This window comes from Fictibacillus gelatini DSM 15865 (assembly GCF_000430745.1).
Lineage (GTDB): Bacteria > Bacillota > Bacilli > Bacillales > Fictibacillaceae > Fictibacillus_A > Fictibacillus_A gelatini.
Genome location: NZ_AUMP01000005.1, coordinates 100,740 through 126,633 on the forward strand (window position 1 = coordinate 100,740; position 25,894 = coordinate 126,633).

Annotated in this window: 28 protein-coding genes and 1 pseudogene; 19 read left to right on the forward strand and 10 right to left on the reverse strand. The window is 42.9% G+C overall.

Features of this window, described 5'->3' with window-relative positions:
• Nucleotides 1-82 precede the first annotated feature (82 nt).
• The 10 genes from H538_RS25065 to fabZ all read left to right on the forward strand — a co-directional run bounded on the left by H538_RS25065 (nucleotide 83) and on the right by fabZ (nucleotide 8,896).
• The gene (locus H538_RS25065; protein ID WP_051291405.1) at nucleotides 83-826 is read left to right on the forward strand and encodes a YwmB family TATA-box binding protein; all 744 of its coding nucleotides are present in this window, start codon (nucleotides 83-85) and stop codon (nucleotides 824-826) included.
• A gap of 30 nt (nucleotides 827-856) precedes the next feature.
• Nucleotides 857-2,176, forward strand: coding sequence for a UDP-N-acetylglucosamine 1-carboxyvinyltransferase (murA, locus tag H538_RS0108940; protein ID WP_026677322.1), 1,320 nt, complete (start codon nucleotides 857-859; stop codon nucleotides 2,174-2,176).
• A gap of 244 nt (nucleotides 2,177-2,420) precedes the next feature.
• Nucleotides 2,421-3,437, forward strand: a complete 1,017-nt coding sequence (spoIID, locus tag H538_RS0108945; protein WP_026677323.1) for a stage II sporulation protein D — start codon at nucleotides 2,421-2,423, stop codon at nucleotides 3,435-3,437.
• Between the two features lie 154 nt (nucleotides 3,438-3,591).
• On the forward strand, nucleotides 3,592-4,464 hold the full coding sequence (gene spoIIQ / locus H538_RS0108950; RefSeq protein ID WP_026677324.1) for a stage II sporulation protein SpoIIQ: 873 nt from the start codon (nucleotides 3,592-3,594) through the stop codon (nucleotides 4,462-4,464).
• Nucleotides 4,465-4,834: 370 nt separating this feature from the next.
• The gene (gene spoIIID / locus H538_RS0108955) at nucleotides 4,835-5,101 is read left to right on the forward strand and encodes a sporulation transcriptional regulator SpoIIID (protein ID WP_026677325.1); all 267 of its coding nucleotides are present in this window, start codon (nucleotides 4,835-4,837) and stop codon (nucleotides 5,099-5,101) included.
• Between the two features lie 131 nt (nucleotides 5,102-5,232).
• The gene (gene mreB, locus H538_RS0108960) at nucleotides 5,233-6,234 is read left to right on the forward strand and encodes a rod shape-determining protein (protein ID WP_026677326.1); all 1,002 of its coding nucleotides are present in this window, start codon (nucleotides 5,233-5,235) and stop codon (nucleotides 6,232-6,234) included.
• A gap of 116 nt (nucleotides 6,235-6,350) precedes the next feature.
• Nucleotides 6,351-7,181 (forward strand): flagellar hook-basal body protein, encoded by an 831-nt coding sequence (locus H538_RS0108965; protein ID WP_026677327.1) that lies wholly within the window; start codon nucleotides 6,351-6,353, stop codon nucleotides 7,179-7,181.
• Between the two features lie 74 nt (nucleotides 7,182-7,255).
• The gene (locus tag H538_RS0108970) at nucleotides 7,256-8,080 is read left to right on the forward strand and encodes a flagellar hook-basal body protein (protein ID WP_026677328.1); all 825 of its coding nucleotides are present in this window, start codon (nucleotides 7,256-7,258) and stop codon (nucleotides 8,078-8,080) included.
• Nucleotides 8,081-8,092: 12 nt separating this feature from the next.
• The gene (locus H538_RS0108975; RefSeq protein WP_026677329.1) at nucleotides 8,093-8,389 is read left to right on the forward strand and encodes a DNA-directed RNA polymerase subunit beta; all 297 of its coding nucleotides are present in this window, start codon (nucleotides 8,093-8,095) and stop codon (nucleotides 8,387-8,389) included.
• A 69-nt stretch (nucleotides 8,390-8,458) separates the two neighbouring features.
• Nucleotides 8,459-8,896 carry a 3-hydroxyacyl-ACP dehydratase FabZ gene (gene fabZ, locus H538_RS0108980; RefSeq protein WP_026677330.1) on the forward strand — a complete coding sequence of 146 codons (438 nt, stop codon included), beginning with the start codon at nucleotides 8,459-8,461 and terminating at the stop codon, nucleotides 8,894-8,896.
• Between the two features lie 88 nt (nucleotides 8,897-8,984).
• On the opposite strand, the pseudogene H538_RS23455 reads toward fabZ, so the two are convergent.
• The 5 genes and pseudogenes from H538_RS23455 to H538_RS0109010 form a co-directional block, all read right to left on the reverse strand.
• A pseudogene (locus H538_RS23455) lies at nucleotides 8,985-10,218 on the reverse strand (M20 metallopeptidase family protein).
• Between the two features lie 543 nt (nucleotides 10,219-10,761).
• A complete protein-coding gene (locus H538_RS0108995) occupies nucleotides 10,762-11,028 on the reverse strand; it encodes a DUF6154 family protein (protein WP_026677331.1) in 267 nt (88 codons plus the stop codon).
• 35 nt (nucleotides 11,029-11,063) lie between these two features.
• The gene (locus H538_RS0109000) at nucleotides 11,064-11,786 is read right to left on the reverse strand and encodes an alpha/beta fold hydrolase (RefSeq protein WP_026677332.1); all 723 of its coding nucleotides are present in this window, start codon (nucleotides 11,784-11,786) and stop codon (nucleotides 11,064-11,066) included.
• A gap of 131 nt (nucleotides 11,787-11,917) precedes the next feature.
• Nucleotides 11,918-12,607 carry an OmpA/MotB family protein gene (locus H538_RS0109005; RefSeq protein ID WP_026677333.1) on the reverse strand — a complete coding sequence of 230 codons (690 nt, stop codon included), beginning with the start codon at nucleotides 12,605-12,607 and terminating at the stop codon, nucleotides 11,918-11,920.
• Between the two features lie 6 nt (nucleotides 12,608-12,613).
• Nucleotides 12,614-14,185, reverse strand: a complete 1,572-nt coding sequence (locus tag H538_RS0109010) for a hypothetical protein (protein WP_026677334.1) — start codon at nucleotides 14,183-14,185, stop codon at nucleotides 12,614-12,616.
• Nucleotides 14,186-14,343: 158 nt separating this feature from the next.
• On the opposite strand from H538_RS0109010, the gene H538_RS0109015 reads away from it, so the two are divergent.
• Both H538_RS0109015 and H538_RS0109020 read left to right on the forward strand, forming a co-directional pair.
• Complete coding sequence (locus H538_RS0109015; RefSeq protein WP_026677335.1) at nucleotides 14,344-15,288, forward strand: ABC transporter ATP-binding protein; 945 nt, start codon at nucleotides 14,344-14,346, stop codon at nucleotides 15,286-15,288.
• The gene (locus H538_RS0109020; RefSeq protein WP_026677336.1) at nucleotides 15,263-16,219 is read left to right on the forward strand and encodes an ABC transporter permease; all 957 of its coding nucleotides are present in this window, start codon (nucleotides 15,263-15,265) and stop codon (nucleotides 16,217-16,219) included. The genes H538_RS0109015 and H538_RS0109020 overlap by 26 nt, the downstream gene beginning before the upstream one ends.
• A 172-nt stretch (nucleotides 16,220-16,391) precedes the next feature.
• On the opposite strand, the gene H538_RS0109025 is transcribed toward H538_RS0109020, so the two are convergent.
• Nucleotides 16,392-16,790, reverse strand: a complete 399-nt coding sequence (locus tag H538_RS0109025) for a hypothetical protein (RefSeq protein ID WP_154657936.1) — start codon at nucleotides 16,788-16,790, stop codon at nucleotides 16,392-16,394.
• A gap of 48 nt (nucleotides 16,791-16,838) precedes the next feature.
• A complete protein-coding gene (locus H538_RS0109030; protein WP_026677338.1) occupies nucleotides 16,839-18,734 on the reverse strand; it encodes an outer membrane protein assembly factor BamB family protein in 1,896 nt (631 codons plus the stop codon).
• Between the two features lie 360 nt (nucleotides 18,735-19,094).
• Between H538_RS0109030 and H538_RS0109035 the strand changes: the two genes are divergently transcribed.
• From H538_RS0109035 to H538_RS0109050, 4 genes are all read left to right on the forward strand, one after another.
• The gene (locus tag H538_RS0109035; RefSeq protein WP_026677339.1) at nucleotides 19,095-19,868 is read left to right on the forward strand and encodes an APH(3') family aminoglycoside O-phosphotransferase; all 774 of its coding nucleotides are present in this window, start codon (nucleotides 19,095-19,097) and stop codon (nucleotides 19,866-19,868) included.
• A gap of 221 nt (nucleotides 19,869-20,089) precedes the next feature.
• A complete protein-coding gene (locus tag H538_RS23460) occupies nucleotides 20,090-20,443 on the forward strand; it encodes an NUDIX domain-containing protein (protein WP_245595215.1) in 354 nt (117 codons plus the stop codon).
• Between the two features lie 137 nt (nucleotides 20,444-20,580).
• On the forward strand, nucleotides 20,581-20,913 hold the full coding sequence (locus H538_RS0109045) for a hypothetical protein (protein ID WP_026677340.1): 333 nt from the start codon (nucleotides 20,581-20,583) through the stop codon (nucleotides 20,911-20,913).
• Between the two features lie 205 nt (nucleotides 20,914-21,118).
• Complete coding sequence (locus tag H538_RS0109050) at nucleotides 21,119-21,571, forward strand: YoqH family protein (protein WP_026677341.1); 453 nt, start codon at nucleotides 21,119-21,121, stop codon at nucleotides 21,569-21,571.
• 463 nt (nucleotides 21,572-22,034) lie between these two features.
• Here H538_RS0109050 and H538_RS26065 read toward each other — a convergent pair whose 3' ends face one another.
• Together H538_RS26065 and H538_RS0109060 are read right to left on the reverse strand one after the other, a co-directional pair.
• Nucleotides 22,035-22,181 (reverse strand): hypothetical protein, encoded by a 147-nt coding sequence (locus H538_RS26065; RefSeq protein ID WP_154657937.1) that lies wholly within the window; start codon nucleotides 22,179-22,181, stop codon nucleotides 22,035-22,037.
• 75 nt (nucleotides 22,182-22,256) lie between these two features.
• Nucleotides 22,257-22,769, reverse strand: coding sequence for a DoxX family membrane protein (locus H538_RS0109060; RefSeq protein WP_026677342.1), 513 nt, complete (start codon nucleotides 22,767-22,769; stop codon nucleotides 22,257-22,259).
• Nucleotides 22,770-23,014: 245 nt separating this feature from the next.
• Between H538_RS0109060 and H538_RS0109065 the strand changes: the two genes are divergently transcribed.
• The 3 genes from H538_RS0109065 to H538_RS23465 are packed head-to-tail and all read left to right on the forward strand — an operon-like array spanning nucleotide 23,015 to nucleotide 25,485.
• Complete coding sequence (locus tag H538_RS0109065; RefSeq protein ID WP_026677343.1) at nucleotides 23,015-23,212, forward strand: DUF3311 domain-containing protein; 198 nt, start codon at nucleotides 23,015-23,017, stop codon at nucleotides 23,210-23,212.
• The gene (locus H538_RS0109070; RefSeq protein WP_026677344.1) at nucleotides 23,209-24,687 is read left to right on the forward strand and encodes a sodium:solute symporter family protein; all 1,479 of its coding nucleotides are present in this window, start codon (nucleotides 23,209-23,211) and stop codon (nucleotides 24,685-24,687) included. Before H538_RS0109065 ends, H538_RS0109070 begins: the two co-directional genes overlap by 4 nt.
• Nucleotides 24,688-24,717: 30 nt before the next feature.
• Nucleotides 24,718-25,485 carry a VOC family protein gene (locus tag H538_RS23465; RefSeq protein WP_051291406.1) on the forward strand — a complete coding sequence of 256 codons (768 nt, stop codon included), beginning with the start codon at nucleotides 24,718-24,720 and terminating at the stop codon, nucleotides 25,483-25,485.
• A gap of 119 nt (nucleotides 25,486-25,604) precedes the next feature.
• Here H538_RS23465 and H538_RS0109080 read toward each other — a convergent pair whose 3' ends face one another.
• Entirely contained in the window at nucleotides 25,605-25,889 is a 285-nt protein-coding gene (locus tag H538_RS0109080) for an AbrB/MazE/SpoVT family DNA-binding domain-containing protein (protein ID WP_026677345.1), read from the reverse strand.
• Nucleotides 25,890-25,894: the final 5 nt, after the last annotated feature.

Below are 25,894 nucleotides of genomic sequence, written 5' to 3' on the forward strand. Positions count from 1 at the left end.
ATGTCGGAAATTGACTACAACTTCCACGAATAGCACGTTTCTCTCTGGCAAGAATGAGAACTAGAGAGGACGTGTTGGGGATATGAAAAAATGTGTATTGTTTTTTATCTTGATTTTTGTTCTGGCAAGTAGTTTTGGCGTAAATGCAAAATCAAAAGTTGGTTCCAGTCAATTGACGGATATTGTAAATGCAATGGAAGCCAATCAAATTAAGGTTGCGAAATGGTCGTTATATACAAAAGGGACATTAGGTTTAATCTCGGATTTTAAAGGGTATGAAAAAATGGTCGGACAATTAATGCGGACAACTCCCGGTTTTAATTGGGAAAGCCTTGACTCCAAGCGCCCTCATTGGGAAGTGACTGGAACCCGAAGGAACAACGTGGAAGGTGTGACGGAACGGTTAACGTTAGTCCAATACCCCCATAAAGGAAAGTTAGAGACGTATCTTATTTATGCGGCCAAAGGCAAAGGCTGGCAGAATAAAAAGTGGAATGAATTTAAGGGGATTTTTGACAAACAAATGGACACCATTTTTTCAAAACCTATGCCTGTTTTCACTTGTGTAACCGGTATGTTCAATGATAAAATGAACGTTGGTCTACAGAGTCAAGCCCGAAAACTATTACATACATTTTCCGCGGTTCCAATTGAGGAACTAAATGAAAAAACGTTTGTATCGATTTCAGCATATACTAGAAACTGGAATGAAGTTATTATGACTAAAAAAAGGAAAATGAATGTACAAATTGCACTAAGAGATAAAGGTTTGGGCAAGAAAAGGACTGTAACAATAGGAACACCAATAATTACGTCTGAATATTAATATAGAAATTGGACGCGGAGGGGAATATCGTTGGAAAAAATCATTGTCCGTGGTGGTAGGCGGTTAGAAGGCTCTGTGAAAGTCGAAGGAGCAAAAAATGCCGTACTGCCTGTCATCGCAGCATCCATTTTAGCCGGTAAAGGCACTAGCACGATTTACGATGTGCCAACCCTTGCTGATGTGTATACCATTAACGAAGTTTTACGTTATTTAAATGTTGATGTGAAATTTGAGAACGGCAAAATTCATGTTGATGCTTCTGGGGAGTTAAAAACAGAAGCGCCGTTTGAATATGTACGGAAGATGCGTGCTTCTTTCCTTGTGATGGGGCCTCTTTTGGCGCGTGTTGGATTAGCTCGTATTGCACTTCCTGGAGGGTGTGCGATCGGTTCACGTCCAATCGACCAGCATTTGAAAGGCTTCGAAGCGATGGGAGCCAGCGTTAAAATTGGAAATGGATTTATTGAGGCTCGTGTAAAGGATCGACTTAAAGGAGCGAAAATATACTTGGACTTCCCGAGTGTAGGCGCGACTGAAAATATTATGATGGCAGCCGCTCTTGCGGAAGGAACGACGATTTTGGAAAATGTAGCAAAAGAACCGGAAATTGTTGACCTTGCCAATTACATTAATGCCATGGGCGGAAAAGTAATCGGAGCAGGTACTGGAACCATTCGCATCGAAGGTGTGGATGAACTGTCTGGTGCCGAACATACGGTCATCGCAGATCGCATTGAAGCGGGTACGTATATGGTAGCTGCTGCGATTACTGGCGGAGACGTTTTAGTTGAAGGTGCGGTTGCGGAACATTTACGTCCTTTAATTGCAAAAATGGAAGAAATGGGCGTTGAAATTGTGGAAGAAGAAAGCGGCATTCGCGTTCGCGGACCGAAAGAGTTGAAGCCAATCGATATTAAAACAATGCCGCATCCTGGATTTCCGACCGATCTTCAATCACAAATGATGGCACTCCTTCTTTGCGCAAATGGAACAAGCGTCATTACAGAAACAGTATTTGAAAACCGATTTATGCATGTTGAAGAATTCCGCCGTATGAACGGTGATATTAAAATCGAAGGCCGATCGGCGGTCATCAATGGACCGGTTAAATTGCAAGGTGCTGAAGTTGCAGCAACCGACCTTCGTGCAGGAGCGGCTTTAGTGTTAGCCGGACTTGCTGCAGAAGGCTATACACGCGTCACTGAGCTAAAGCATATTGACCGTGGGTATGTGAACTTTACTGAAAAACTTGTAGCATTAGGCGCTGATGTTGAGCGTGTGAATGAAGAACTTGATAGCAGTGAGGGTAACGATTCATCGAAAGTATCCTTGAAGTCTAACCTTGCGTAAAAACTCTCCGGCCCCAGCCGGAGAGTTTTTTTACTTAACAGGGCCCGCCCGCCATTTAGAACGAGAAGAGCCTCTTTAGGATTTTGTTCTCGTATATACGGTGTGGATAGTGTGAATCGGCTTTTCGCCGATTCCGACTAATCTCACCTCTCACTTCCGAACAAAGTTGCTTCTTGCAACTTTGTTCTAAATGGTTGTCCACCTCCATAAATTATAAAGAACTTTAAATGTGGAGGCCGGGTGAATGAATAAAAACGTCAGACCAATCGTATGGATTATCCTTATCTTTGCAATTGTCATCCTCCTTATTCCAACCTTGCTCGTATTGCCGTTTTCTTCAAAACACGAACTAAAAGGGAAAGAAGTAAAGTTGAAAGCCATTACGTCACATGAACATTCAACCTCTGACCTTGCTGTAGCAGTTTATCGAACCGGGGAAAAGAAGACGGAAAAAGTCCCTCTGGAAGACTATATTCAAGGCGTTGTAGCGTCAGAAATGCCGGCAGAATTTGAAATGGAAGCATTGAAAGCACAGGCGCTAACTGCACGGACCTTTGTGGTAAAACGGTTGCTTCATCCGTCCACGACCCTTCCCAATCATGCCGTTTTAACGGACTCCATATCCGATCAAGTCTATAAAAGCAAGGCTGAGCTGAAAAAGCAATGGGGGAAAGATTACGATCGGAAAATGAAAAAGATTGCCCGTGCGGTGAAAGAGACTCAAGGGGAAATTTTGACGTATAAAGGTGAACCGATTACCGCCAGCTTTTTTTCAACGAGCAATGGCTATACGGAAAACAGTAAAGATTATTGGGGAAGTTCGTATCCGTATTTAAAAAGCGTAAAAAGCCCGTGGGATCTTGATTCTCCTAAATATGTACAACAAGAGGCGATACCTCTTTCTACGTTTGAACAAAAGCTGGGCGTTACGATAGAAAACGATGGGGTAGTCGGTACGGTAGAAGCGAAAACAGAAGGGAACCGAATAGGCAAGATCGTGATTGACGGAAAAAAATTTACTGGCAGGGAAATTCGTGAGAAGCTGCAGTTACGTTCAGCTGATTTTACGCTCATAAAAAAGGGCGATAAAGTGATTGCTTCAACGAGAGGATATGGCCATGGGGTTGGAATGAGTCAATATGGGGCAAATGGAATGGCAAAGGAAGGAAAGACGTACAAAGACATTGTCAGCTATTATTATAAAGGGGTTTCAATCACCAATTATACGCCGTCCGATATCCGGGCGATGGCGAAAAAGTAAAGGCTTGAAAGCGCAAAGAAAAAAACTTTGCGCTATTTCTATTTTTAATGGATAATCTCATGGCTTTTGTCGAAAAATAAATTTTTAAAAAATTTTTTCACCGAAGTATATATTTTCTGAATTCTGTTCAAAATGTTGCTGAGGTGATGAAAAAATGAAAGATGAAGAAAAACAATCTCAAAAGAAACCCGTTCCGCTTAAAGGAAAGAAAATGGAAAGATTGATGAAGAAGCGTTGGGTTTATCCAGCTATTTATCTCGCATTTGCGGCATTGGTAATCGCTTCGGTTTTATGGTATCAAAACGGTACCAAAAATTCGAAGGAACAAACGCCAAACAGCGCTTTTGACCAAAATGGCAAAACCATCCCTGTCAGTGTGTCAAAAGAAGTGTTTAAAATGCCTGCAGCCAATCCAGATGATGTCGTTGTTCAAAGAGACTTTTACAACCCGAACGAATCGCTTGAAAAGAAAGAAGCCGCTCTCGTATTCTATCATAATACCTACTATCAAAATCGTGGAATCGACCTTGTGACACGAAGTGGAAAAGCGTTTGATGTAGTGGCGGCTATGAGCGGAAATGTCATTAAAGCTGAAAAAGATGCGGATTTAGGTTTTGTCGTCGAAGTTGCTCATCCTGATGGATTAGTCACTCACTATTCTTCTCTAGAATCCATTAACGTAAAAGATGGCGACTATATTAAGCAAGGTGAAGTCATCGGTAAAGCCGGCCAAAACCTTTATGACAAAGAATCGAAAGTGCATGCTCATTTTGAAATCCGCAAAGATGGATTTGCTTTCGATCCGAAATCAGCATGGGAACAAACGGCTGGACAAATTGCGAAGCAAATTGAAAATGCAAGCGCATCTGATCAAAAGAAAGAAGAAGCTACCAATCAAAATCAAAACTCTAATTTAGACAAAAACAGTGAATCAGAGTCTTCTAAAGACAGCGAAAAGCGTTCAGGTGAAGAAACGAAGTCACCGTCTGATTCAACTGGTGAGAAGACACACGAAAATCATAATTAATTTGTGTGAAAAAGAAGCGAAACCAACATTCGCTTCTTTTTTATGATTTAAGATGGAACCAGTTTTTCGCGGTTTCCGGCTTAATTGCATCTCCCCTTCCCGCCTCTCGAACAAATGGCATTGCAATTTATTTCGTTTTCCCTTGTCCCAGCTTGAGATTTTGGCATATAACCGCGCTTTTCTTAATAAGATGTTACAAAACCTACAATTCATTGAGGGTGAGCGGTGAGAAGACGTAGATAAGCTTGCGGGGAGAAAGGGACGGGACACATATAGTTACTTCAAGAGATTGCATCTAAGACAGGTCGCGTAGCTTGAACATAGAAGTCTCAATCGCATCTCTCACATCCAATTTAGGGAGGCGAGTGGTGTGCACGATTACATCAAAGAACGAACCATCAAGATAGGAAGGTATATCGTGGAGACAAGAAAAACAGTGCGAATGATTGCAAAAGAATTTGGTGTCTCTAAAAGCACCGTTCATAAAGACTTGACGGAACGATTACCTGAGATCAATCCCGATTTAGCGAATAATGTAAAGGAAATATTGGAGTACCACAAATCAATCCGTCACTTAAGAGGCGGGGAAGCTACCCGTGTAAAGTATAAGAAAGGTGCAGAAGAGGTCGTTCAGTAAGATCAACTGAAAAAATTCGACATATCCTTACCCTTTTTAACAAAAATTATGATAAAATGGTATATTGGATACAACTTCGTAAATTTACTGATTTTGCTAATGGGTTTTACAAAACAGGGAGGATATAGTGAATGTTTTCAAGGGATGTAGGAATTGATTTAGGAACGGCCAACGTTTTAATTTATGTAAAAGGAAAAGGGATCGTGTTAGACGAACCCGCAGTTGTAGCGATTGATACGAATACAGGAAAAGCGCTTGCAGTAGGAGAAGAGGCGCGCCGCATGGTTGGACGTACACCCGGTAATATTGTCGCTATCCGGCCGATGAAAGATGGGGTGATTGCTGATTTTGAAGTGACCGAACAAATGTTAAAATATTTTATTAATAAAATTAAAGTGAAAGGCTTACTTGCAAAACCAAGAATTTTAATTTGTACACCAACAAACATTACATCCGTTGAACAAAAGGCCATTAAGGAAGCTGCGATGAAATGCGGAGGTAAGGAAGTATTTCTTGAAGAAGAGCCAAAAGTAGCGGCAATTGGTGCCGGTATGGATATCTTCCAGCCAAGTGGTAACATGGTTGTAGACATTGGCGGCGGAACGACAGATATTGCCGTATTGTCAATGGGCGATATTGTCACCGCCTCTTCTATTAAAATGGCTGGAGACAAGCTAGACAGCGAAATCCTTCATTATATCAAAAAACAATATAAACTTCTCATAGGCGAACGAACAGCAGAGAATATTAAGGTGAATGTCGCGACAGTATTCCCGGGTGCGCGTAACGAAGAAATGGAAATTCGCGGGCGTGATATGGTCACAGGCCTTCCGCGTACCATTACCATTCATTCAGAAGAAATAACGGAAGCGTTAATGGAGCCTGTCATGTTAATCGTCCAGGCGGCCAAAAGCGTTCTCGAAAAGACACCGCCTGAACTCTCGGCAGACATCATTGACCGCGGCATTATCATTACAGGGGGAGGGGCACTCCTTCATGGGATTGACCAGCTCTTTGCGCAAGAACTGAAGGTTCCCGTACTCATAGCGGAAGATCCGATGAAAGCTGTTGCCAATGGAACCGGACTAATGCTTGAGCATATAGACAAGCTCCCGAAACGAAAATTGAAATAAAACGACTTCCTAAGACGCACATTTTCAAGTACTGTGCGTCTGTTTGAAGTTTCAATCAACTTTTAAAATATGTTGCCGATATAATGAATAGATCTTATATGTAAGGGGAGACGCTCATGCTGAGAGGGTTTTATAACGCAGCCGCCGGAATGATTGCCGAGCAGCGCCGGCAAGAAATGTTGAGCAACAATATCGCAAATGTAAATACACCCGGATTTAAGGCGGATCAGGGATCGCTCAGGACGTTTCCTAAAATGTTGCTTCAGCAAATGAGCAGTTCGCAAACGCCCGATGGGAACATAACGACAAGTTTCCCTATTGGAGAACTTGCGACGGGAGTATATCTTCAAGAAACCATCCCAAAGTTCCTTCAAGGAGACTTGAAAGAAACGGGGTTAAAAACGGACATTGCGCTAGCAGAAGGAACAGTCCCGGTTAATCGGCAAACAGGCAAGCGGGGAGCGTTGTTTTTTATCGTACAGAACGAGGAAGGGCAATTGAGATTGACGAGAAACGGCCATTTTACGGTTGATCCAGCAGGGACTCTTGTTACGGCTGAAGGCTATAAAGTTATGGGGAAAAACGGCAAACCGATAAAAGTGGCGGATGAAAATTTCAAAGTAGAACCAGACGGTACAATTATCGATCAAGGAAAGGCATCCGGACAAATCGACATCGCGTACATCGATGATCCGTTTAAGCTTATGAAAGAAGGCAACGGACTTTACAGGCTAGAGGGCAACGGACCGATTGCGAACGCCATAGGCAACCGAAATGTTGCTTATCAATTGAAGCAGGGATTTATCGAGCGCTCCAATGTAGATATGGACCGGACGATGACCGAAATGATGACAGCATACCGTGCATTTGAAGCGAATCAAAAAGTGCTGCAGGCGTATGACCGAAGCATGGATAAGGCCGTAAATGAAGTTGGGAAGATCGGATAATTACGTGTGAAATAAGACGTCATTAAGCGATCCGGGACGCAAAAGGAAAGTCGGCGAAGGGGAGGTGATCGGCAATGAATCAATCGATGATCATAGCGGCGGTATCAATGGGACAGCTACAACAAAAACTGGATACGATCGCCAATAATATTGCAAATAGCAATACAACGGGTTTTAAAAGCCGTGATGTTCAATTTTCCGATTTATTATACGAACAAATCAACAATCAAACCGATCAAAAGAATGAAGTGGGCCGTTTAACGCCAAATGGAATTCGTGTTGGCAGCGGCGCAAGAATTGGTACAACATTGCTAAACTTGAATATGGGTCCTATTAAACAAACGGAACGAATGTTGGACATCGCCATACTCCATCCATCTTATCTTTTCCAAATTCGGAAAATGGATGCCAACGGAAACGAATCTATCGAATATACGAGAGATGGTGCTTTTTATTTAAGCCCGGATCCAACCAATCGAAACGAACTGGAACTTGTGAATGCTGACGGGGATCAAGTGATCGGTACAAATGGACCAATAACCATTCCCGCTGATTATAAAGAAATTAACATTGGACAAAACGGGAATATTTCGGTAACGTTAAAGAATGGGGTAAAAACGAGCAGGGGAAAACTCGCACTTGTTGAGGCCATTCACCCTCAGATGCTTCTGAGCATTGGACATAATTTTCAAAGCCCGGCCAATGTGCCGCTTAATCAAGTTTTACGAAACGTAAATGACAGCGGTAATATTGTGAAACAAGGTGCACTTGAAATGTCAAACGTAAATAGTACGGACGAAATGACGGAATTGATCAATATGCAGCGTTCGTATCAATTCAATGCCCGCTCCATTTCTATGGCAGATCAAATGATGGGGCTTGTAAACGGATTACGTTAACAGGTGATGTGGATGAGTATAAATGACCCGAGTAAGGCAAGAACAAGGCAAGAGCTAAAACAAATGGCTAAAAAGGCGCCGGCCACTCGCGAAGAAAAGAGAAAGCAGTTAAAAGAAAAACCGGGGAAAAAAAGGAAAAGGTTATTTCCGATCTGGCTTCGATTACTTGTAATTGCAGTCTTAGTTTGTGTCTGCTTTATGGTAGGGACAATCATTGGCTATGGCGTGATTGGCAACGGGAATAAAGCGGATGTGTTTAAACCGAGTACATGGACGCATATTATCGACCTTGTGAAAAAGGATAAATAGAAATATACTAAGAAACAAGATGAAAATCTTGTTTCTTAGTATGTTCAAATAGGGTACCAGGAGGACAATATGTTAACGATTGACGAAATTAAAGAGATTATTCCTCACCGTTATCCATTTTTGCTCGTTGATCAAATTCTTGAAGTAGAAGAAGGAAAACGAGCGATTGGAATAAAAAATGTATCAGCCAATGAGGAATATTTTAACGGCCATTTTCCTGATTATCCGGTAATGCCGGGCGTTCTTATCGTAGAGGCGCTTGCCCAGGTAGGTGCGGTTGCCGTTTTAAAAAAGGAAGAAAACCGCGGTCGTCTTGCCTTTTTTGCGGGTATCGACAGTTGCCGCTTTAAAAAGCAAGTCAGACCTGGCGACCAGCTTCGTTTAGAAGTGGAAATGACGCGCGTTCGCGGCCCGATCGGAAAAGGGAAAGGTGTAGCGACAGTTAACGGTGAAGTTGTAGCAGAAGCTGAAATCACATTTGCCCTTGGCGAAAAGAAAGAGGGCTAAGCAAAAGCCTCCCGAATGGATTTTTGGGAGGTTTTTGCTTTTTCTTGTTTTAAGAAACTATTTAATGATTCCGACACAATCGAACACCCTATTTCTCACTCTGAACAAAACGGCGAAGCAATTTGTTCTTTGCCGGTTGTAGCGCCCCGTCCGAAAGATAATTGAAAACGGCCGAAATGAAAAGTTTGCCGATCGTCAGCATAGAGCGTTCATCAACATCAAACTTTGGATGGTGGTGCGGGAAGACCGCGTTGATTTCCGGGTTGCGGCCGCCGACATAAAAGAACGTCCCGGGCACTTTTTGCAAATAATAGGCAAAGTCTTCCCCCCCCCATCCGAGGGGACAACCGGATGACGTTTTCCTCTCCGATGAGAAGTGTTGCAATTTTCTCCACTCTCCTCGTTTCTTCCGGATGGTTCCAAACAGCAGGATAGCCTCTATGATAGGTTACTTTAGAAGAGGCCCCGGCACCACTTGAGACTGATTCCGTTATTTGTTTGATGGATTCTTCCATTAAATGGCGGACATCTTCCTCAAATGTACGTACCGTTCCTTTAATGGTTGCCGAGTCTGGAATGACATTAAAGGCTTGCCCGGAGTGAAACGTGCCGACCGTTAAAACAGCGGATTTAAGCGGATCAACCCGGCGGCTGACAATTTGCTGGAGATTCATCACAAGCTGGCTTCCTAATATAAGAGGGTCAACGCTCATATGCGGATAGGCTCCGTGGCCGCCTTTACCATAGATCTCAATTTCAAAGCTATCGGCATTGGCCATAATATAGCCTTCTTTTATGCCGATGGTACCGACGGGTTGGTCAGATGCGACATGTGCCCCATAAATCACATCTACGCCATCTAAACAGCCATCTTCAATCATCGCCTTCGCTCCTCCGGGGAGGACTTCTTCGGCAAACTGGTGAATGAAGACGACGTTTCCTGTAATTTCTTCTTTTACCTCGCTTAATACTCTGGCAACGCCGAGAAGAGCGGACGTATGAATGTCATGACCGCATGCATGCATCACACCGGGAACCGTGGACTTGTATTCTACTTCTTTTTCATCCTGAATCGGAAGGGCATCAAAATCCGCACGAAGGGCTACCGTTTTTCCGGGTTTACCCCCTTTTAATACGGCTACAACTCCTCTTGTGCCGACGCCGGTTCGTACATCAAGCCCTAAATCAGTTAAAACGTCTGCAATCTTTTTAGGTGTACGAACTTCATGAAAGGAAAGCTCCGGATTCCTATGAAGATCCCGGCGGAAGTGGACCAGCTCCGGGTAGATCTCTTCTAGTCTAGTAAAAAGGCGATTGAACATCTTGCTCCCTCCAAACGATGAATTCATTTTTTCCTACTTTTTCTGTAAAAGTGTTCGTGATCCTGCATTTAGAGAAAAAATAATAGAAAAGTATGTGTAAAAACTGAAAATGCGGGAATACTATAAATACCCCCTTTTTATATAACCCTTTTTCTCCCGCTTTCAAATGAAGGCGGCTTTTTTTTTTGCCTGGTGCCCGTTAGTAGGAACTTGGCGGTTGAAGCAAGAGAGGTCAGTTCGGTGAAATAGAAAACTCATAAATCGGTGCAATTCATATAAAAATCTGACCATCGGACAATAAGTGCTAGATTTTGGACAATAAGTATTCAATTTTAGACAATAAACCTTACTTCTTGGACAAAAAGTAGAAAAAACAACTACTTTTATTGGCCGGCAGAGGCTATTTATTGTCCGATGGCACCTGGTTATTGTCGGAAATCTGTATTTTATTGTCCAATCGTTTCTAATTTGAATCGAAAGAATAAAAATAGGACCACATCCGAGAAGTTTTTATCTTGTGGAGGGGGTCGGGGAAGACAATACTCAATGAAGAAGGCGCCCTTCGCCGCTGTCATCCAGATCGCTATGCCCTAACCCTTCACGTTCGATTTTGCGGCGGAAGAGTTCGAGGAAGTAAAACGTCACCATTTCCTCAACCTGTTCATCGCTAAGTTCACAGGCAAGCTTTAAGAAGTCTTCCCGACTATGGTCTTGAAAAACTCCCCGTATAATCGCAAACAAGTCTTCCTCGTCACCGGTCAAATGGTTTTTATAAAGCGCATACAATTGATCAATAAACTTCACGGTCATCACCTCACTTTCTAGTGTGCCGTTTTTAAGGAATTTTAGACGGACTTTAAAAACTGATGCAGGACATGGGTGTATAAATCCGGTTGCTCATCGTGAACGAGATGGCCGGCAAAGGGGAGAATTGCTATATTTGCATGAGGAAGCAGTTTTTTATAGGTAAGTACACCTTCCACTTCATGTTGCAGCTGTTCACCGACGATAAAAAGGACAGGCATGGTAAGGCTTTGAACTTTTTTCATTTCGTCAAAAGGATACCAGTTACTGTCAAAGGTAAATTCAATCAGTTTACGCCATGGACAGTCTTTATGAAGGTTACTAAAATAATGATTCATTTCATCTTGTTCTAACAATATTCTTTGTGACATCACTTGTTCTTCGTGCAATTTATCCCAATCTTCAGGTTTGTCCGGTACAATGCCAGACAATGTTAATGTTCGAACATAGTGTGGATAGTGGTTGGCAAATAGGAAAGCGATGATGGCTCCTGAGGAACAGCCAGCAAAATGGCACTGCTCAATATTTAAATGGTCAACCGTTTCTTTTAGGTCCTCGATGCTTTGCCGGAAATAAGCATGAATTGTTGGTAGCTCTTTATTGCCTTTCGATTTTCCATGGTCCCGTAAATCAGGCATAATAACCTCAAAGTAATCCTGGAAATAGTTGCGCTGCTCAATGAAATCTGTCATCCCCGTCTGTAATCCGGTATGTAAAAATATGAGCGGGCGTCCGTTTCCAAAATGGTTCGTATGTAAAATCATTTTCTCACTCCTTTCTTACCTTTTTCTTCATAGCCTTCTAATTCCCTGCTATGGAATTCCTATTATCGTACAATGAAATTAGCTTCAAACCAGGTTTGCAGAATAAAATAGAACCCCCTTTTCAGAGGGGGTCATTGATTCACAATATCCTTCAGCTTCTTCTGCCATTTGTTGTCGTCCAATATGATCTGGAAGGAAATGCGGCGGTTTTTCCGCAGCGCATCCGGCGAGTTGCCTCTGGCGATCGGCTTGTATTCGCTGTAGCCGGTTGCTGCTAAATATTGGGCGTAGTCTTTATTCTTTAGTTTCGGATTCGCCTTCATCATATATTTGACGACGGCCACAGCCCGCTTACTTGACAATGTCCAGTTGTCATAAGGGACCGAATCGGTATGGCCTTCTACTAAAATAATATACAAATAACGGCTTAAGTCTTTTTCCTCGATGATTTTGGCAAGGGCATCGGCAAGCGGGCGAAGCACCTTTTTTCCATTCTCGCTAATTTCCGCGCTCCCTGTGTCGAATAAAATGTTTCCTTCAACAGCAATCGTATTATTCGGCCCACGCACGACTTTGTCTTTGCCAACGTTTTGCTCAAGCTGCTTTTCGATGACATCCGAAATATGTTTCTTTACATCAGCTACTTGCCCGAGCTCTTGTTTAATTTGTGTTTGGTCATAGGCGTTATAAATGCTTTGAACATAAGCCAAAATGGCAATGAAAAGCATGATGAGGACCATCATCGACATCATGTCGGTGAAACTCGGCCAATAAATTTCCTGTTCAGCTTCTTCTGCAAATACGTTTTTCCGTCCGCGCATGATGCATCACCTTCTTTGTACGGGCTGGGCCGACAGGAGCTCATGATCCGGATGGCGGTCCCGTGGTTCATAAATGACCTGGCTTTGCATGGCCGTCTGGTAGATCCGCTGAAGGAGATGATACATATCAGTAAGCGTCCGGTTGCTGCTATTTAAGTCACGTGAGAGGCCGTGATACAAATTTTCCATCGCGCGGGCGACTTCTCTCATTTCATCACCGTGAGTGGTTTGATTGGACGCATATTGCCGTTCACGCTCCAGGACATTGCGAATTTGTTCAACGAAGTCACGCTTGATGAGCTCAATCGCCGAATAAAAGCCTTTTTCGAGCTGCCCGACCGAGCTGGCAAAATCAGCGGCTGCCCGGCCGTACTCGCCCTGTTTTTCAGAATAGCGGTAATACCATTCATCCTGTTTTTGGGCAAGGCGATTTTCCAAAGCTTCATGTTGGGTTTGGTAATGCTCGAGCTGTTCTTGCATGCCCCGAAGAAGTACGTGGTTTAATTCTTCATACTTTCTTTGCCCGGACTCAAGCAGCTTATCCGAGCGCATGATGAGCTGTTCAAATTTTTGCTGGCTTTGCGATTGCCGGTCAATGGCCGCCTTTACTTGTTTTTCAAAAGAGGAAATGTTGGCGGCAAGGGCGGAGATGCTGCCATCTACGGTTTTTTGTATCGTGCCGAGTTTAGTCGTCGTCTCGTGAAAACGAACGCCAAAGTCATCAAGCGTTTTAGCAGAAGTGGCAAAGCGTTCCGTATGCTTACGCTGAATCTCGAAAATCCCCTGGACGTCTTCCATGGCTTTCTTTAACCCTGCTGTAAATTGGATCATCGATGAACCGAAATCACCAATCGACTTTTGAAAGCTTTCTTCCACTTTCGTCACGAGGCGGTCAAGCAACGGCTCGATCCCATCTTGCGGCTTCTCTTTTGCCAGCGCGCTATTGAATTGATGATCAAGATACACTTCACAGTCCGCCATCACTTTTCCCTGCAGATAGGCGATGGATGCCCCGCGCGATAAAAAGCCGGATTGAATGGACGTCAAGACAAGCGCTCCGCTCACCCCGGCAATGCTCGTAATAAATGCCGTACTCATCCCTTTAAAAGGAGCTGTTAAGGATGCGATGATTGTATTGATCGTAATGTTCGATGATGCAGGCTGATGGCCTAAACCGAATAATGTATCTTGCATGGAAAGAAGTGAAAGCGTCAAGCCAATGAACGTTCCAAGCACGCCTAAAATGATTGAAAAAGAAGGAAGCTGCTGCAGAAATTTTGAAATGTTTCCGACCGGAACGCGAAAGATTCCGAGAAGCGGGATTCGCTCCTGGAACAAATGTTTTTCGATCAAGCCCTGTGTGTTTAATTGCGCAATCCCTGACAAATGGTAATGACGGTATGCCTGGCAAACCTCTCTAATCCAGCGTGAATCGGGAGTGCGGCTGTCAGATGCCTCCAACTCGCGCAGTTCCCGCAGCCATTTTTTTAAATAGTAACCGGTTTGCACATAACCGATCAATCCGCAAAACACAATGACACCAATGAGAGCGACAACGACTGCTGTTAACAAATTCATGAACGTATCCCTCCGTTTCCATACAAGCATATGTCCGAAAAAGGGAAACTTGCCCAAAAAGTGAAAGGAAACCACTAACCACTTTTCTAATAGAAATAGAGTTTAAAATCTGGTAAGGTAATAGAAACTCAGGATAGGCGAGGGGGAACGAAAGACGAATGAGTGAATATACCCTTGAATTGGAACAAGTGACAAAGCAGCTTGGCGGGAAAAATGTGGTCGACGGCTTAAGCTTTCGCGTAAAAAAAGGCGAGATTTTTGGGCTTCTTGGGCCAAATGGCGCCGGGAAAACGACAACAATTCGCATGATAGTAGGGCTCATTTCCATCACAAGCGGAGAAATCAAGATTAATGGGCTGAACATTCAAGAGCATTATGAGAAAGCGATGGAACATGTCGGAGCGATTGTCGAAAACCCGCAAATGTACAATTACTTAACAGGGTATAAAAATTTAATGCAATATGCCCGTATGGCGCCAAATATAACGAAAGAGCGAATAAATGAAGTCGTCGCACTCGTTAAGCTTGAAGACGCGATTCATGAAAAAGTGAAGACCTATTCGCTCGGAATGAGGCAGCGGTTAGGGGTCGCACAGGCTCTATTGCATCAGCCGTCCTTGCTTATTTTAGATGAACCGACAAACGGCCTTGACCCGCAGGGTATTTATGACCTGAGAACCTATTTGCGACGATTGACGAATAAAGGGGTATCAGTCGTTGTATCAAGCCATCTTTTGTCCGAAATGCAGCTCATGTGTGACCGGGTTGCGATCATTCAACGCGGAAAACTGATTCGCATTGATGATGTTATCACTATGGATAATGAGAAAGAAGTAAAGGTTCATTTTCAAGTAGATGATGTCCAAAAAGCATTCCAGCTTATAAAAGGCAGCCATCCGGAACTAGTGATTGAAAAGGATGGAAATGAGCTTATCGTCGAGAAGGCAGTAAAAGAGGATGTAAGGGATATGAACCGTATGCTCGTGATGGCGGACATTTCAGTATACGGCATTGAATGGAAAACGAAAACCCTTGAAGAACGGTTTTTAGAAATGACAGGTAAGGGAGGAAGAAGCGATGAAATTCTTGTCTCTCGTTCATAACGAATGGATTAAAATCGTTAACCGCCCAAGAACGTGGATTTTTATCATTCTTCCAATTCTGCTCCTATTAGGTGTTGGCATTTATACAAAAACGCATATAGACCCGGCCGAACAAAAGCATTGGAGAGAAGGGCTTGCCGCGCAGGTGAAGGAGGATAAAAAACAGCTAGAGGAATCGGAGGAAAACGATGATCCTGAAGAGATTATCGCCATGCAAGAGAGGGACATTAAGGAAAAGGAATATGCATTAAAACATAATGTCCCGCCGGAGAAAATGACAACGTGGAAATTTATGAAGAATATGTCATGGATCTCAATGCTTCTTGGCTTGTTTGTCATCATCGTCGCCAGTGATATTGTCTCAAGTGAATTTGCCAGAGGGACGATCAAGATGCTGCTTATCAGGCCATACAGCAGGTGGAAAATCCTTCTCTCGAAACTCGTGACGACCCTGATTTTTTCATTTGCGCTATGGATCGGTTTTGTTGCCGCCAGCTGGCTGATCGGCGGCGTGCTGTTCGGTTTCGGCGGTTTTGACCAGCCATATCTCGTTGATAATGGACATGCCATCTATGAAAAGCTTATCTCAACCTACATTTTTGAAAATATAGGCTTGCACTTGATTGAATTCACGGTACTTGTCGTGCTTGCCTTCTTAATTTCTACTATTTTTTACAGCAATGCTATCGCAATCGGTGTTTCGATGCTCGTCATGCTGGCCGGAAATACGATTCTTCTCTTTATCGCCGATAAGCCATGGGCAAAATACACACTTTTTGCGAATCTAGATTTAACTCAATTTATCGATAAGCAAGAAACGCTCGTTGAAGGGCTAACCCTTCCATTCTCCTTAACCGTGCTGGCCATCTATGCAATTGTTATGCTCGCGATTACATTTGCTATTTTCCAAAAGCGGGATGTTAATTCTTAAAGGAATAAAAAGAGGATTACAAAATAGCGTAATTCTCTTTCTTATTGTCCAAGCAAAAGTAAGCGTTTAGGCATTATTTTTTTATTGGAAGTTAATCGTCCATTGTCCTTTTTCATTTGCAAGAAAAAAGAAGTGATGATCAGCGGGCTTCGCCAATCATCACTTCATCAAATTATTCGAGGAAGAAACTGACCTTCCAGTTGCCTTGTTGATTCAATAAAGAATGCGTAACCATTGTGACCCATGCGCCTTGCGGTCGATACTGGTGAATAGGGGCAATGATCGTTCCGCGATACGTATGGTCATTCACTTTCTTGTAGGCCACCGATTGTCCACGCACTTCCGCATGGCCATACCATATATGCGGATGCTTCACCGGTGCCCCGGCACTGGTCATTTGCGCACTCTGGGGGCCGTTCACCATGACGGTGTAATCGATTTTCATCTTCTGATCATTGTCAAACCGTGTAACACGGTTGATCGTCAATCTTATGTTGTTGTTTGAATAGGAGCCAACATACGCTTCGCTGTGTCCACTTTGTAAGAGGAGGGCGAAGACGAGGACGAGCACCGTCAGGATCGCTTGCTTTTGTCTCGGCATGTTTATCACCATCCTTTTTTACTTTTTCTTCGAGAGCCATTCGGCAAGTGCATCGGCATCGGCGCCTTTGACAAGTCCGCCAGGCATGCGGCCGCTGCCATTTTCAATCTGCTTCAATATTTGATCTTTCGACATCGATTTACCGACATGCTGCAAGTCCGGAGCGCTGCCGCCTTCCAGATTGGCACCATGGCAAGACGCACAATTGTTTTTGTAAATCGTAGCCGGGCTTGCATTTGGTTTCTGGGTTTCGTTCCGTCCGAATCTTCCCTCACCGGCAGATTTCGGCGGTTTCTTGCTGCCGCCAAGGCCGAATGTTGTCACTTTCGTCCCGTCGGCGATGATCGTGACGTATTCTTTTCCGTTGTGTTCATATACGGTCGGCGCCATCTTGATTTGTGAGCCGCCGCTCTTCATATGCCAGAGGATTTTTCCTTTTTTAATATCAAGTGCATTCATCGTCCCGTCGAGTTCAGCGTAGAAGGCAATTCCGCTTGCTGTACTTGTGAGCCCGCCGCGATTTTCTTGCCCTGTTTTCACTTCATACACTTTCTTGCCGGTATTCACATCAATCGCTGAAACGTTGCCGGATGGTTTAATGTTCGGCGGGTTTGGTAAGATGTCTGTGCCCGGGAACGTGTTATCCTTTTTCCCGATCATCGCATTATCTTTTGCAGCAACGGCAATCGATGGCTTGTTTGTACCCGGAATCAACACGTAGTTGGTTGCCGGATCGTACGTTTCTGGTGCGTAATTTTCACCGCCTTCAGTTCCCGGCCATTGTGGGATCGCCTTATTCTTATCCCATGGTACGGCGGAGTGCTTAATTTTCACGAACGGTATCCCGTCATAGATAACGTCGCCAGTCTTTGCATCCCAGGCGTACCATTTTCCGTTCTTGCCTCCTTCAACGACGATTTTGCGCTGCTTACCTTTCACTTTCGCTTTTAAAATCATAGGTGGAGCGGCTGCATCATAGTCCCAAATGTCGTGTTTCTCTTCTACACCGGCCCATACTCGTTTTCCAGTCTTTGCATTTAAAGCAACGACCGAGTCAGTATCAGGGTTGGCGCCTTTTCGGTCTTTATCGTAAAAGTCGGGTGCTGGATTGCCGACGGAGAAATACATCATGTCGGTTTCTGGATCAAAGGACATCGGCATCCATACCGAACCACCGCCAGTATATTTACCCTTGCTCCAACCTTGTCCGCGCTTCGGGACAGTCCAGTAAATCCATGCCGGCTTTAAGTCGTCGGCTTTCAGTGCGAGCACATAGCCGCGCGCACCGTTGTCACCACCGCTTGATCCGACATATACATTACCTTTATAGTACATCGGCGCGGTCGTTTGATATTGGCGATTTTCGAGCTTTAATTCCGGATAGTAGTCCCAGAAATTGACCATTTGCTTTAATTTCCCAGTCTTCGCATCCAATTTTGCCAACCGTTCATCGGTCAACAGCACATAGACATCATTGCCGTTGACGGCGACACCGCGGCTAGCGACATTGGATTGCCATTTCGAGTTGTGGATATGGTCCAAGATTTCTTTCGACGGTTTCCATTGCCACTTTTTCTCGCCGCTTCCGGCATCAAGTGCGAACACATAGTTGCTCGCTGTCGTAACGTACATGACACCGTCCTTCACAACAGGAAAGTCCTGTTGCGCGCTAGGGACGGAAGCATCCCATTTCGTCAAATCTTTTTGCCAGACGATCCCCATTTGATTCACGTTATCTTTCGTAATTTCTTTAAAAGGGACGTGACGTGTTTGGCCATAGTCATAACCGAACAATGGATAACCACGGCTCTGTTTTGTCGGTTTTGCTGGTTTTGTTCCCTGATTGTTTTTACAGCCGCTGATCAGGAAACAGAGTGCGATAAGGACACATACGCCCTTCCATACTCGTTTCATCTTTGCGTTCCTCCTGTTCTTTACCCACGCCGAACGCGAGCTTTGTCATTGTTTATCACCCGAGTGGTCATGAAGTATTGGTCTTTGTTTTGCGTGTAAAGAAATATGTGGAAAGTTGTCACTTCCTTCTCATTCAAAGTTATGGAAAATTAATGGATGGTTATAGCGTGAGCAAATGTTCAATTATTATTCAAAAAATGGCAGAAGAGGAAACGACATTGAGTCGTTGAAAGGTAAGAAAAGTTTACAATTTAATTTTTCGATGTAAAAATCTTCAAATCAATTAAAGTTTGGAAATAAAATGTAGTTTCTTATGGTAAAATTGCATTAATTATATGAAAAGAACTTGAAGGTGAAATCATGCTAAACAATCTCCCGGAAGATCTAGATCGCTTGCTGGACGGCGGCAAATGGGAACCTAATCAAATTGGCCGCTCCGGTGTGGACGTTTACAGAATAGAGGGAAAAGATCAAAACATGTTTTTGAAAGTGAGAACAGATTCGAAGGCGGAGCGGTTAAGACGTGAACATGAATTATTGCACTGGTTAAATGGCAAACTGCCTGTTCCAAACGTTTTGTATTATGTGGATCGTGGCGACAAAGAGTGGCTCCTTATGTCAGAAATTAGCGGCTATATGCCGTTTGATGAACGGTTTCAAAATAAAGAACGAGTCATTCGAGATCTTGCGCAAGGGTTGAGGCAAATTCATTCTGTGCCAATCGGACATTGCCCTTATCATCGATACACGGAAGAACTTATTGACGAGGCGGAAAGAAGGGTGAGAGAAAACCTCGTTGATGCAGATGATTTTGATGAACAGAACCAGGGGAAAAGCCCGGAAGAGTTGTTAGGCATTTTGTTGGAAACAAAACCGAAAGAAAATGACTATGTATTTGCACATGGGGATTACTGTGTCCCGAATATCATTTTGACTGAAAATGGCGTCAATGGATATATCGATTGGGGAAGGGGAGGGGTATCCGACCGGCATCTTGATCTTGCCCTGGCCAAGAGAAGCATTACATATAACTTCGGTGAAAAATGGGTCCCGGGTTTCTTTAAGGCATATGGACAGGTAGCTGTTGATGAAGAGAAACTGGCATTTTTCCAGCTGCTGGATGAGTTTTTTTAGAAAAAGCAAAAAGGGGTACTAACTGAGACACAAAGAGAGATGAAGAACTTTTTATGAATTTCTGAACTAAGGGATTGAATAGAGGAGGTATTTATGGAGATTTGGGATATTTACGACAAAAATAGAACGAAAACAAATAGAACCCATTTACGTGGTGCTCCGTTGGCCAGTGGTGATTATCATATAGTTGTACATGTCTGGATAAGGAAAAAAAGGGTGAAATTCTTCTAACAAAAAGACATCCTGATAAACCTCATCCTCATCTATGGGAATGTCCTGGCGGCTCTATTTTAGCGGGTGAAAATAGCCTCGATGGTGCTGTACGAGAAGTAAAAGAAGAAATCGGAATCACTTTGTCCAAGTCTAATGGAAAGTTAATTAAAAGCGAACGCAGGGATGTTTATCATGACTTTTGTGATATATGGCTTTTTAATCAAAGCTTTGAAACTACAGAAACCGCACTTCAAGAAAATGAAGTGATCGATATTCAATGGGTAACAAAATCAGAGCTAGAAAGTATGTATCATTCTAATTACCTAGTACCAACTCTTAGTTATTTTAAATTAATCTTTTAGCGAATCCGTCTTTAATTAACGGGTGCAAATATGTAATTTTGTTCCAAGTCGGAGTCTTTTTCTAACATTATTTTACTTGTACTAAGTATATATAGTAGTATAGGTTTGAGGTCAGGAAATTATTGGGAGGTTTTTGGATGAAAGGGAAATTAGTTTTAACTCTTAGTTTGGCAGGAGTTTTAGGATTATCCATTGGTTTGTTGAAAGACTTTCAAACTACAAAAGTATTTGCACAAAGTGGACAATCAAAAGTGGAAGAAGGACAAATTTTTTTCACTAATGATGGAGATGTTTCCAGAGTTGTAACAAAAGAAGAACAAGAAAATAGAGAAAGTATGTTGTCTCCAAAAATGGAAGACCAAAAAACAGTTATAACAGCAGAAGAACAAAATATAGTAGAAAACTCATCGACTTTATCAGGATTTATGGAACAAGAAAATGGACAAGGCTTCTTTTTTAAAAAAGAGTAAATTTGACTTGGGGTATATAGAACTAAGACTAACTCGATTACAAATACTGATAGAAAGAGAGACTAACTAACATTATTTAAATAGCGAGTCCAAAATACTTTGATTTTAATTGTCAAATTAGGTGGTTTTGTATGACATTTTTGGGATCAGTTTAGTTGAAAATAAAGTCGGGCAAACTAACCAAAAGAACTGTAAGAGGTGCTTTATGAGACAATTTGTTTTGGTTAGTTTATTTATCACAGTTTTTGCAATATATCCGTCCCAAACAAATGCGATTACAATGCCTTGTAGTATGGTTTTAAAGCCAGTTGATAAGAATTTAAAAAATGCAATGGGAACAGCACTGGTTTACAAAGTACAATTAAACCCACCGTCTTTTTCACGGACTAATGTGAGTATTCTTGCCGTTCATCTTCCGGAACCATCATCCTATGGAAATTATGATAGTTATGAAGGATTTGCATTTAAACCGAATGAAATAAGTTGGCGGTTTAAACTTTACCCTACACCAGAAGAGAATAGTCCAACGTGGGCTGGAAGATTTGATTTGATTACAGCAAAAATGGAAAATGTACAAGTTCAAATTCGTGTTTCGAATTCAAAAACCAAAAAAATAGGACCACGTATATTAACAAATAATATTAAATATTGTAACTAGTGCCCTTTCAGCTAAGAAAGTTCTTATTTTTCAAGAATTAATTTTCGCCTGTAAAAAAAATTAGAAGCAAAAACAGGATCAAACTTCCTAGTGTGGTGCTATTTTCATGGCATTTGGACAATAAACAGTTGATTTTCGATAATAAATAAATACTATCGGACAATAAATGGCCTCAGTCGGACAATAAAATTAGTATTTTTTTCACTTACTGTCCAAAAGTAAGATTTTATTGTCTAAACCGGATGATTTATTGTCCAAATAAGAGCACCTATTGTCCGAGACCGAAATCATTTTAAATGATGTAAAAATTCGTGGTCGTTTTTCCTCATTTCATAGATCTAACGAGGTCTTCTTAAAATAACGAATGTTCGATTACTGAAATCCAAACTTTTTTAGAGGGAGCACTAGATATTGCAATAAGCTTTTATGCAGGGCAGTTAGCGCTTAAGCTAACTGCCTGACTTTATTTTCCTTTCTCGTCTTCCTGATGGGCGAGGTGTTCGGCGATTCCCTGGATAACTGCTTGGTCGGACAATTCGACTTCCGCGTACAGCTCGTCATCGTTAAATTCACCTGTTGTTTCTTCTCGCCGCTTTTTGTCTTCTTTCAAGATGAATTCCCTCCTTATGTACAAACGTAGCTATATTGTTTGCTGAGCGGACGAAATCCATGCAAGTTCATCGGGTTAAGCGCTTTTAGGCAACAGACTTTTCTTTTTGCCGGCCGTTAATTTTGTACGAACGAAAGGAATGAGCCAATAGTCGATGCCCACTCTAGCAGCATTAAATCCAGCAACTAGAATCAAAAATTCAAGGACCATCATTTGTGGATTTGTGCTTATTGCCCCAGATAAGAGGTAAGCTAAATTCATGACCGCCCCCATTAGTGCCGCAAACGTTGTGAATGTCCCCAAAATCAGCCCGAGCCCGACGAGAAATTCGCCCCATGGCACGAGCATGTTAAAAACGGCGACATTCGGAAGCGCGACATGCTCCACAAACTCGGCCCACCATGGCTGAACAGCGGGGTGATCACCGGAGGTGTTCTGCAATGCCCCTTTTAGAAAACCGGCTGCGTCGAACGATCCTCCTGATATTTTCCCCCATCCGGCCTCAAGCCATTGAAATCCGAGATACAAACGCACCACGGTTAAAAAATAGGAACAATAGAGATTCGTTCTTAAAAATGAAAGAAACATAAGTGCCCTCCTAAACAATAATGATAATCATTCTCATTATCTTGATTTAAATGTGTTTTGTCAATAGTACTTTTGTCCGCTAATGTGGGTGATGTACGATTAAAAAATTAGGCGATAAGCACCATTTTGCAGTGAATCCTAAAAAGGAAATGTATTCTTTCTTTTCAAATAATTCAGTCTGGATTATAATGGCTGGAAATAGACAATGGGCAAGCGAATGAAATGATGGAAAGGGGAAGAAACAGATGAAACTGACGCATGTATTATCGATCATCCCGTTTATTGGCGTCCTTGGCGGCATCTTTTTTGCGAACCGGGTAACGCCGTATGTACTCGGGTTGCCGTTTATGTTCTTTTGGATTTTACTCTGGCTCATCTTAACGTCGATGATCATGGCTATTGTTTTTAAAATTGATCCTGTAAACAAGGAGGGGGCTGAATGAATGTTTCTTTAGCCATATTAGCCGTCTTTTTAATCGTTTCCTTATATCTTGGCATTCAAGCGAAAAAAGGGAAAAACATGAACCTTGAACAATGGACGGTCGGAGGCAGGGGCTTTGGCGCGCTGTTCGTCTTTTTGCTAATGGCAGGGGAGCTGTATACGACGTTCACGTTTTTAGGCGGAAGCGGTTGGGCGTATGGAAAAGGCGGTCCGGCATTATACATTCTTGCCTATAGCACGCTCGGCTACATCCTATCGTACTGGCTTCTTCCACCTGTTTGGCACTATGCCAAAAAGCATCAATTAATGTCACAGCCGGATTTTTTCGTAAAAAAGTATGACAGTCCGAATTTAGGTATTTTTGTTTCGCTCGTCGGTGCTGTTGCCTTGATTCCATACCTTGTTCTTCAATTAAAAGGCCTGGGCATCATCGTATCCCAGGCTTCCTATGGCAAAATCTCACCCGTGGCGGCGGTCTGGGTTGGCGTTCTCACCATTACGATCTATGTGATGGTTTCCGGAATCCACGGCTCGGCATGGACTTCCGTTTTGAAAGATATTATGATTCTTGCCGTCGTCATGTTTTTAGGCATCTATTTGCCGATCCATTATTATGGCGGGTTCCAGCCGATGTTTGAGGCAATTGATGCGGCAAAACCCGGTTTTCTCACTCTGCCTGAAAAAGGAATGAGCATTTCCTGGTTTATTTCAACGGTTTTGTTAACGGTATTTGGCTTTTATATGTGGCCGCATACGTTTGCCTCTGCTTACTCTGCCAAAAACGCAAGAGTATTCCGGAAAAATGCGATGGTCATGCCGCTTTATTCGATCGTCCTCCTGCTCGTTATGTTTGTCGGATTTGCGGCCATCTTAAAAGTTCCGGGGCTTGAGGGTGCAGATGCGGACCTTTCTTTATTTAAACTATCGGTCGCCACGTTTGATCCGTGGGTGATCGGGCTCATTGGGGCAGCTGGTCTTTTGACGGCTCTCGTGCCGGGATCGATGATTTTGATGGCGGCTTCCACATTGCTTGCGAAAAATGTGTACAAAGCAGTAGTTCCATCAGCTTCTGAAAAACAAGTTGCCGTTTTGGCGAAGTATTTCGTGCCGCTCGTTGCTCTGGTTGCTGTTTATTTCACTTTTAAAGGTGGAAATACGATTGTGACGCTCCTTCTTATGGGGTATAGCCTTGTTACGCAGCTCTTTCCGGCGCTTCTCTTTAGCCTTGCGAAAAAGCCATTTGTAACGAAGCAAGGCGCATTTGCCGGAATGATTGCAGGAGTAGTGGTCGTCGCTTACACGACCATATCAGAGAACACGCTTGGTACGATGTTCCCAACCCTTCCGCAGGCTGTGAAAGACTTAAACATCGGGATTGTCGCTTTGATTGTGAATGTTGTACTGCTTTTTCTTGTCAGTTTCTTAACTCGTCCATTCACCGTGAAAAAAGCGACTAAAAGCGAAGAGGCTGTGTAACAGAACGACTTTAAAATGAGGGGGAGATCGATGAAACTGGCACTGGATCATATCGTTTATTTTACAAATGATGCAGAAAAGAAAATAGAAGAAATGCGGGAGAGAGGGCTCCATGCGGCAATGGGCGGCCGCCATGAAACATGGGGGACGTACAACGGGCTTTGTTATTTCGGATTAACGTATGTCGAGTTTTTAGGGCTTGAAAATCGCGAAATGGCAGAACAAGAAACGGACAACCTTCTTATCCGCCAGCTTCTTCATGATTTGCCAAAAAGGGAGGGGCCAGGGCAAATCGCGATTCGCACGAATGCGATTAAAGAATTAAACAAACGTTTGATTGAAAAGGGATTAAAGACAACAATCGTGCCGGGCGCAAGGAAACTGCCTGACGGAACGCTTCTTGAATGGAAGCTGCTTTTCATTCAAGGCAGTTTTGAGAATCTTCCGTATCCTTTTTTCATCGATTGGGAGCAAAGGGATGATGATCGGCTGGAAGAGTTAAAAAGAAGAAAGAACATTGCTGATCATCCACTTGGCGAAATTACAGTTGAGCATGTTAAAATCATCGTTCATGATGCGAAAAAGGCGGCAAATAAGTGGGGCCAATTGTTTGGGTTGCAACAGGCAAAGGAGTATGTGGATGAGAAGCTCAGTGCGAAATGCATCAGTTTGACGTTAGACGGAGGCAATTTACACTTTTGCTCGCCACTCGGAAATGGACTTGCAGAAACATTTCTTAAAGAAAACGGAGAACGGGTCTATTCTGTAAACCTGAGCCATCAGCTGTCTATTGAATAAGAAAATGTCTCATTAGAGAAGAGAAAAGGAAGGAAGATTAGGCTAAATTAGCGATCCCCCAATTGATCTCATTTTTACTAAAAAACCGAAGCGGGAGTATTCCCTGCTTCGGTTTTTGCTTATTTATTTGCAGCCATTTTTGCTTCAAGTTCTTCTAAAAGAATTTTTGCGCCTTCCCGGCTCAGTACGATTTTCCCGCCGGCAACCGCGAAGTTGTCATTGGAAACTTCTCCTGTAATTTGACAGGCCATATTGGACGAAAACTTTTGAAGAATAATTTGGTCATCATCTACGAAAATTTCAATCGGGTCTTTAATATTAATATCCATAATTCTTCTTAACTCGATAGGCAACACAATTCGTCCCAGTTCATCCACTTTTCGTACAACACCAGTCGCTTTCATCATCA

Excerpts from the sequence above, each read along its gene's own strand:
- H538_RS23465 (WP_051291406.1), top strand. The coding sequence starts at position 24,718 with ATGAAACTGGCACTGGATCATATCGTTTATTTTACAAATGATGCAGAA.
- H538_RS0108995 (WP_026677331.1), bottom strand. The coding sequence starts at position 11,028 with ATGACCGTGAAGTTTATTGATCAATTGTATGCGCTTTATAAAAACCAT.
- H538_RS0109020 (WP_026677336.1), top strand. The coding sequence starts at position 15,263 with ATGAAATTCTTGTCTCTCGTTCATAACGAATGGATTAAAATCGTTAAC.
- H538_RS0109010 (WP_026677334.1), bottom strand. The coding sequence starts at position 14,185 with ATGAATTTGTTAACAGCAGTCGTTGTCGCTCTCATTGGTGTCATTGTG.
- mreB (WP_026677326.1), top strand. The coding sequence starts at position 5,233 with ATGTTTTCAAGGGATGTAGGAATTGATTTAGGAACGGCCAACGTTTTA.
- H538_RS0109045 (WP_026677340.1), top strand. The coding sequence starts at position 20,581 with ATGAAAGGGAAATTAGTTTTAACTCTTAGTTTGGCAGGAGTTTTAGGA.
- H538_RS0109030 (WP_026677338.1), bottom strand. The coding sequence starts at position 18,734 with ATGAAACGAGTATGGAAGGGCGTATGTGTCCTTATCGCACTCTGTTTC.
- H538_RS0109070 (WP_026677344.1), top strand. The coding sequence starts at position 23,209 with ATGAATGTTTCTTTAGCCATATTAGCCGTCTTTTTAATCGTTTCCTTA.
- H538_RS0109015 (WP_026677335.1), top strand. The coding sequence starts at position 14,344 with ATGAGTGAATATACCCTTGAATTGGAACAAGTGACAAAGCAGCTTGGC.
- H538_RS0109065 (WP_026677343.1), top strand. The coding sequence starts at position 23,015 with ATGAAACTGACGCATGTATTATCGATCATCCCGTTTATTGGCGTCCTT.
- H538_RS0108970 (WP_026677328.1), top strand. The coding sequence starts at position 7,256 with ATGAATCAATCGATGATCATAGCGGCGGTATCAATGGGACAGCTACAA.
- H538_RS0109035 (WP_026677339.1), top strand. The coding sequence starts at position 19,095 with ATGCTAAACAATCTCCCGGAAGATCTAGATCGCTTGCTGGACGGCGGC.
- H538_RS25065 (WP_051291405.1), top strand. The coding sequence starts at position 83 with ATGAAAAAATGTGTATTGTTTTTTATCTTGATTTTTGTTCTGGCAAGT.
- fabZ (WP_026677330.1), top strand. The coding sequence starts at position 8,459 with ATGTTAACGATTGACGAAATTAAAGAGATTATTCCTCACCGTTATCCA.
- H538_RS0108975 (WP_026677329.1), top strand. The coding sequence starts at position 8,093 with ATGAGTATAAATGACCCGAGTAAGGCAAGAACAAGGCAAGAGCTAAAA.
- H538_RS0109005 (WP_026677333.1), bottom strand. The coding sequence starts at position 12,607 with ATGCGCGGACGGAAAAACGTATTTGCAGAAGAAGCTGAACAGGAAATT.
- H538_RS0108965 (WP_026677327.1), top strand. The coding sequence starts at position 6,351 with ATGCTGAGAGGGTTTTATAACGCAGCCGCCGGAATGATTGCCGAGCAG.
- H538_RS0109060 (WP_026677342.1), bottom strand. The coding sequence starts at position 22,769 with ATGTTTCTTTCATTTTTAAGAACGAATCTCTATTGTTCCTATTTTTTA.
- H538_RS0109000 (WP_026677332.1), bottom strand. The coding sequence starts at position 11,786 with ATGATTTTACATACGAACCATTTTGGAAACGGACGCCCGCTCATATTT.
- H538_RS0109050 (WP_026677341.1), top strand. The coding sequence starts at position 21,119 with ATGAGACAATTTGTTTTGGTTAGTTTATTTATCACAGTTTTTGCAATA.
- H538_RS0109080 (WP_026677345.1), bottom strand. The coding sequence starts at position 25,889 with ATGAAAGCGACTGGTGTTGTACGAAAAGTGGATGAACTGGGACGAATT.
- spoIID (WP_026677323.1), top strand. The coding sequence starts at position 2,421 with ATGAATAAAAACGTCAGACCAATCGTATGGATTATCCTTATCTTTGCA.
- spoIIQ (WP_026677324.1), top strand. The coding sequence starts at position 3,592 with ATGAAAGATGAAGAAAAACAATCTCAAAAGAAACCCGTTCCGCTTAAA.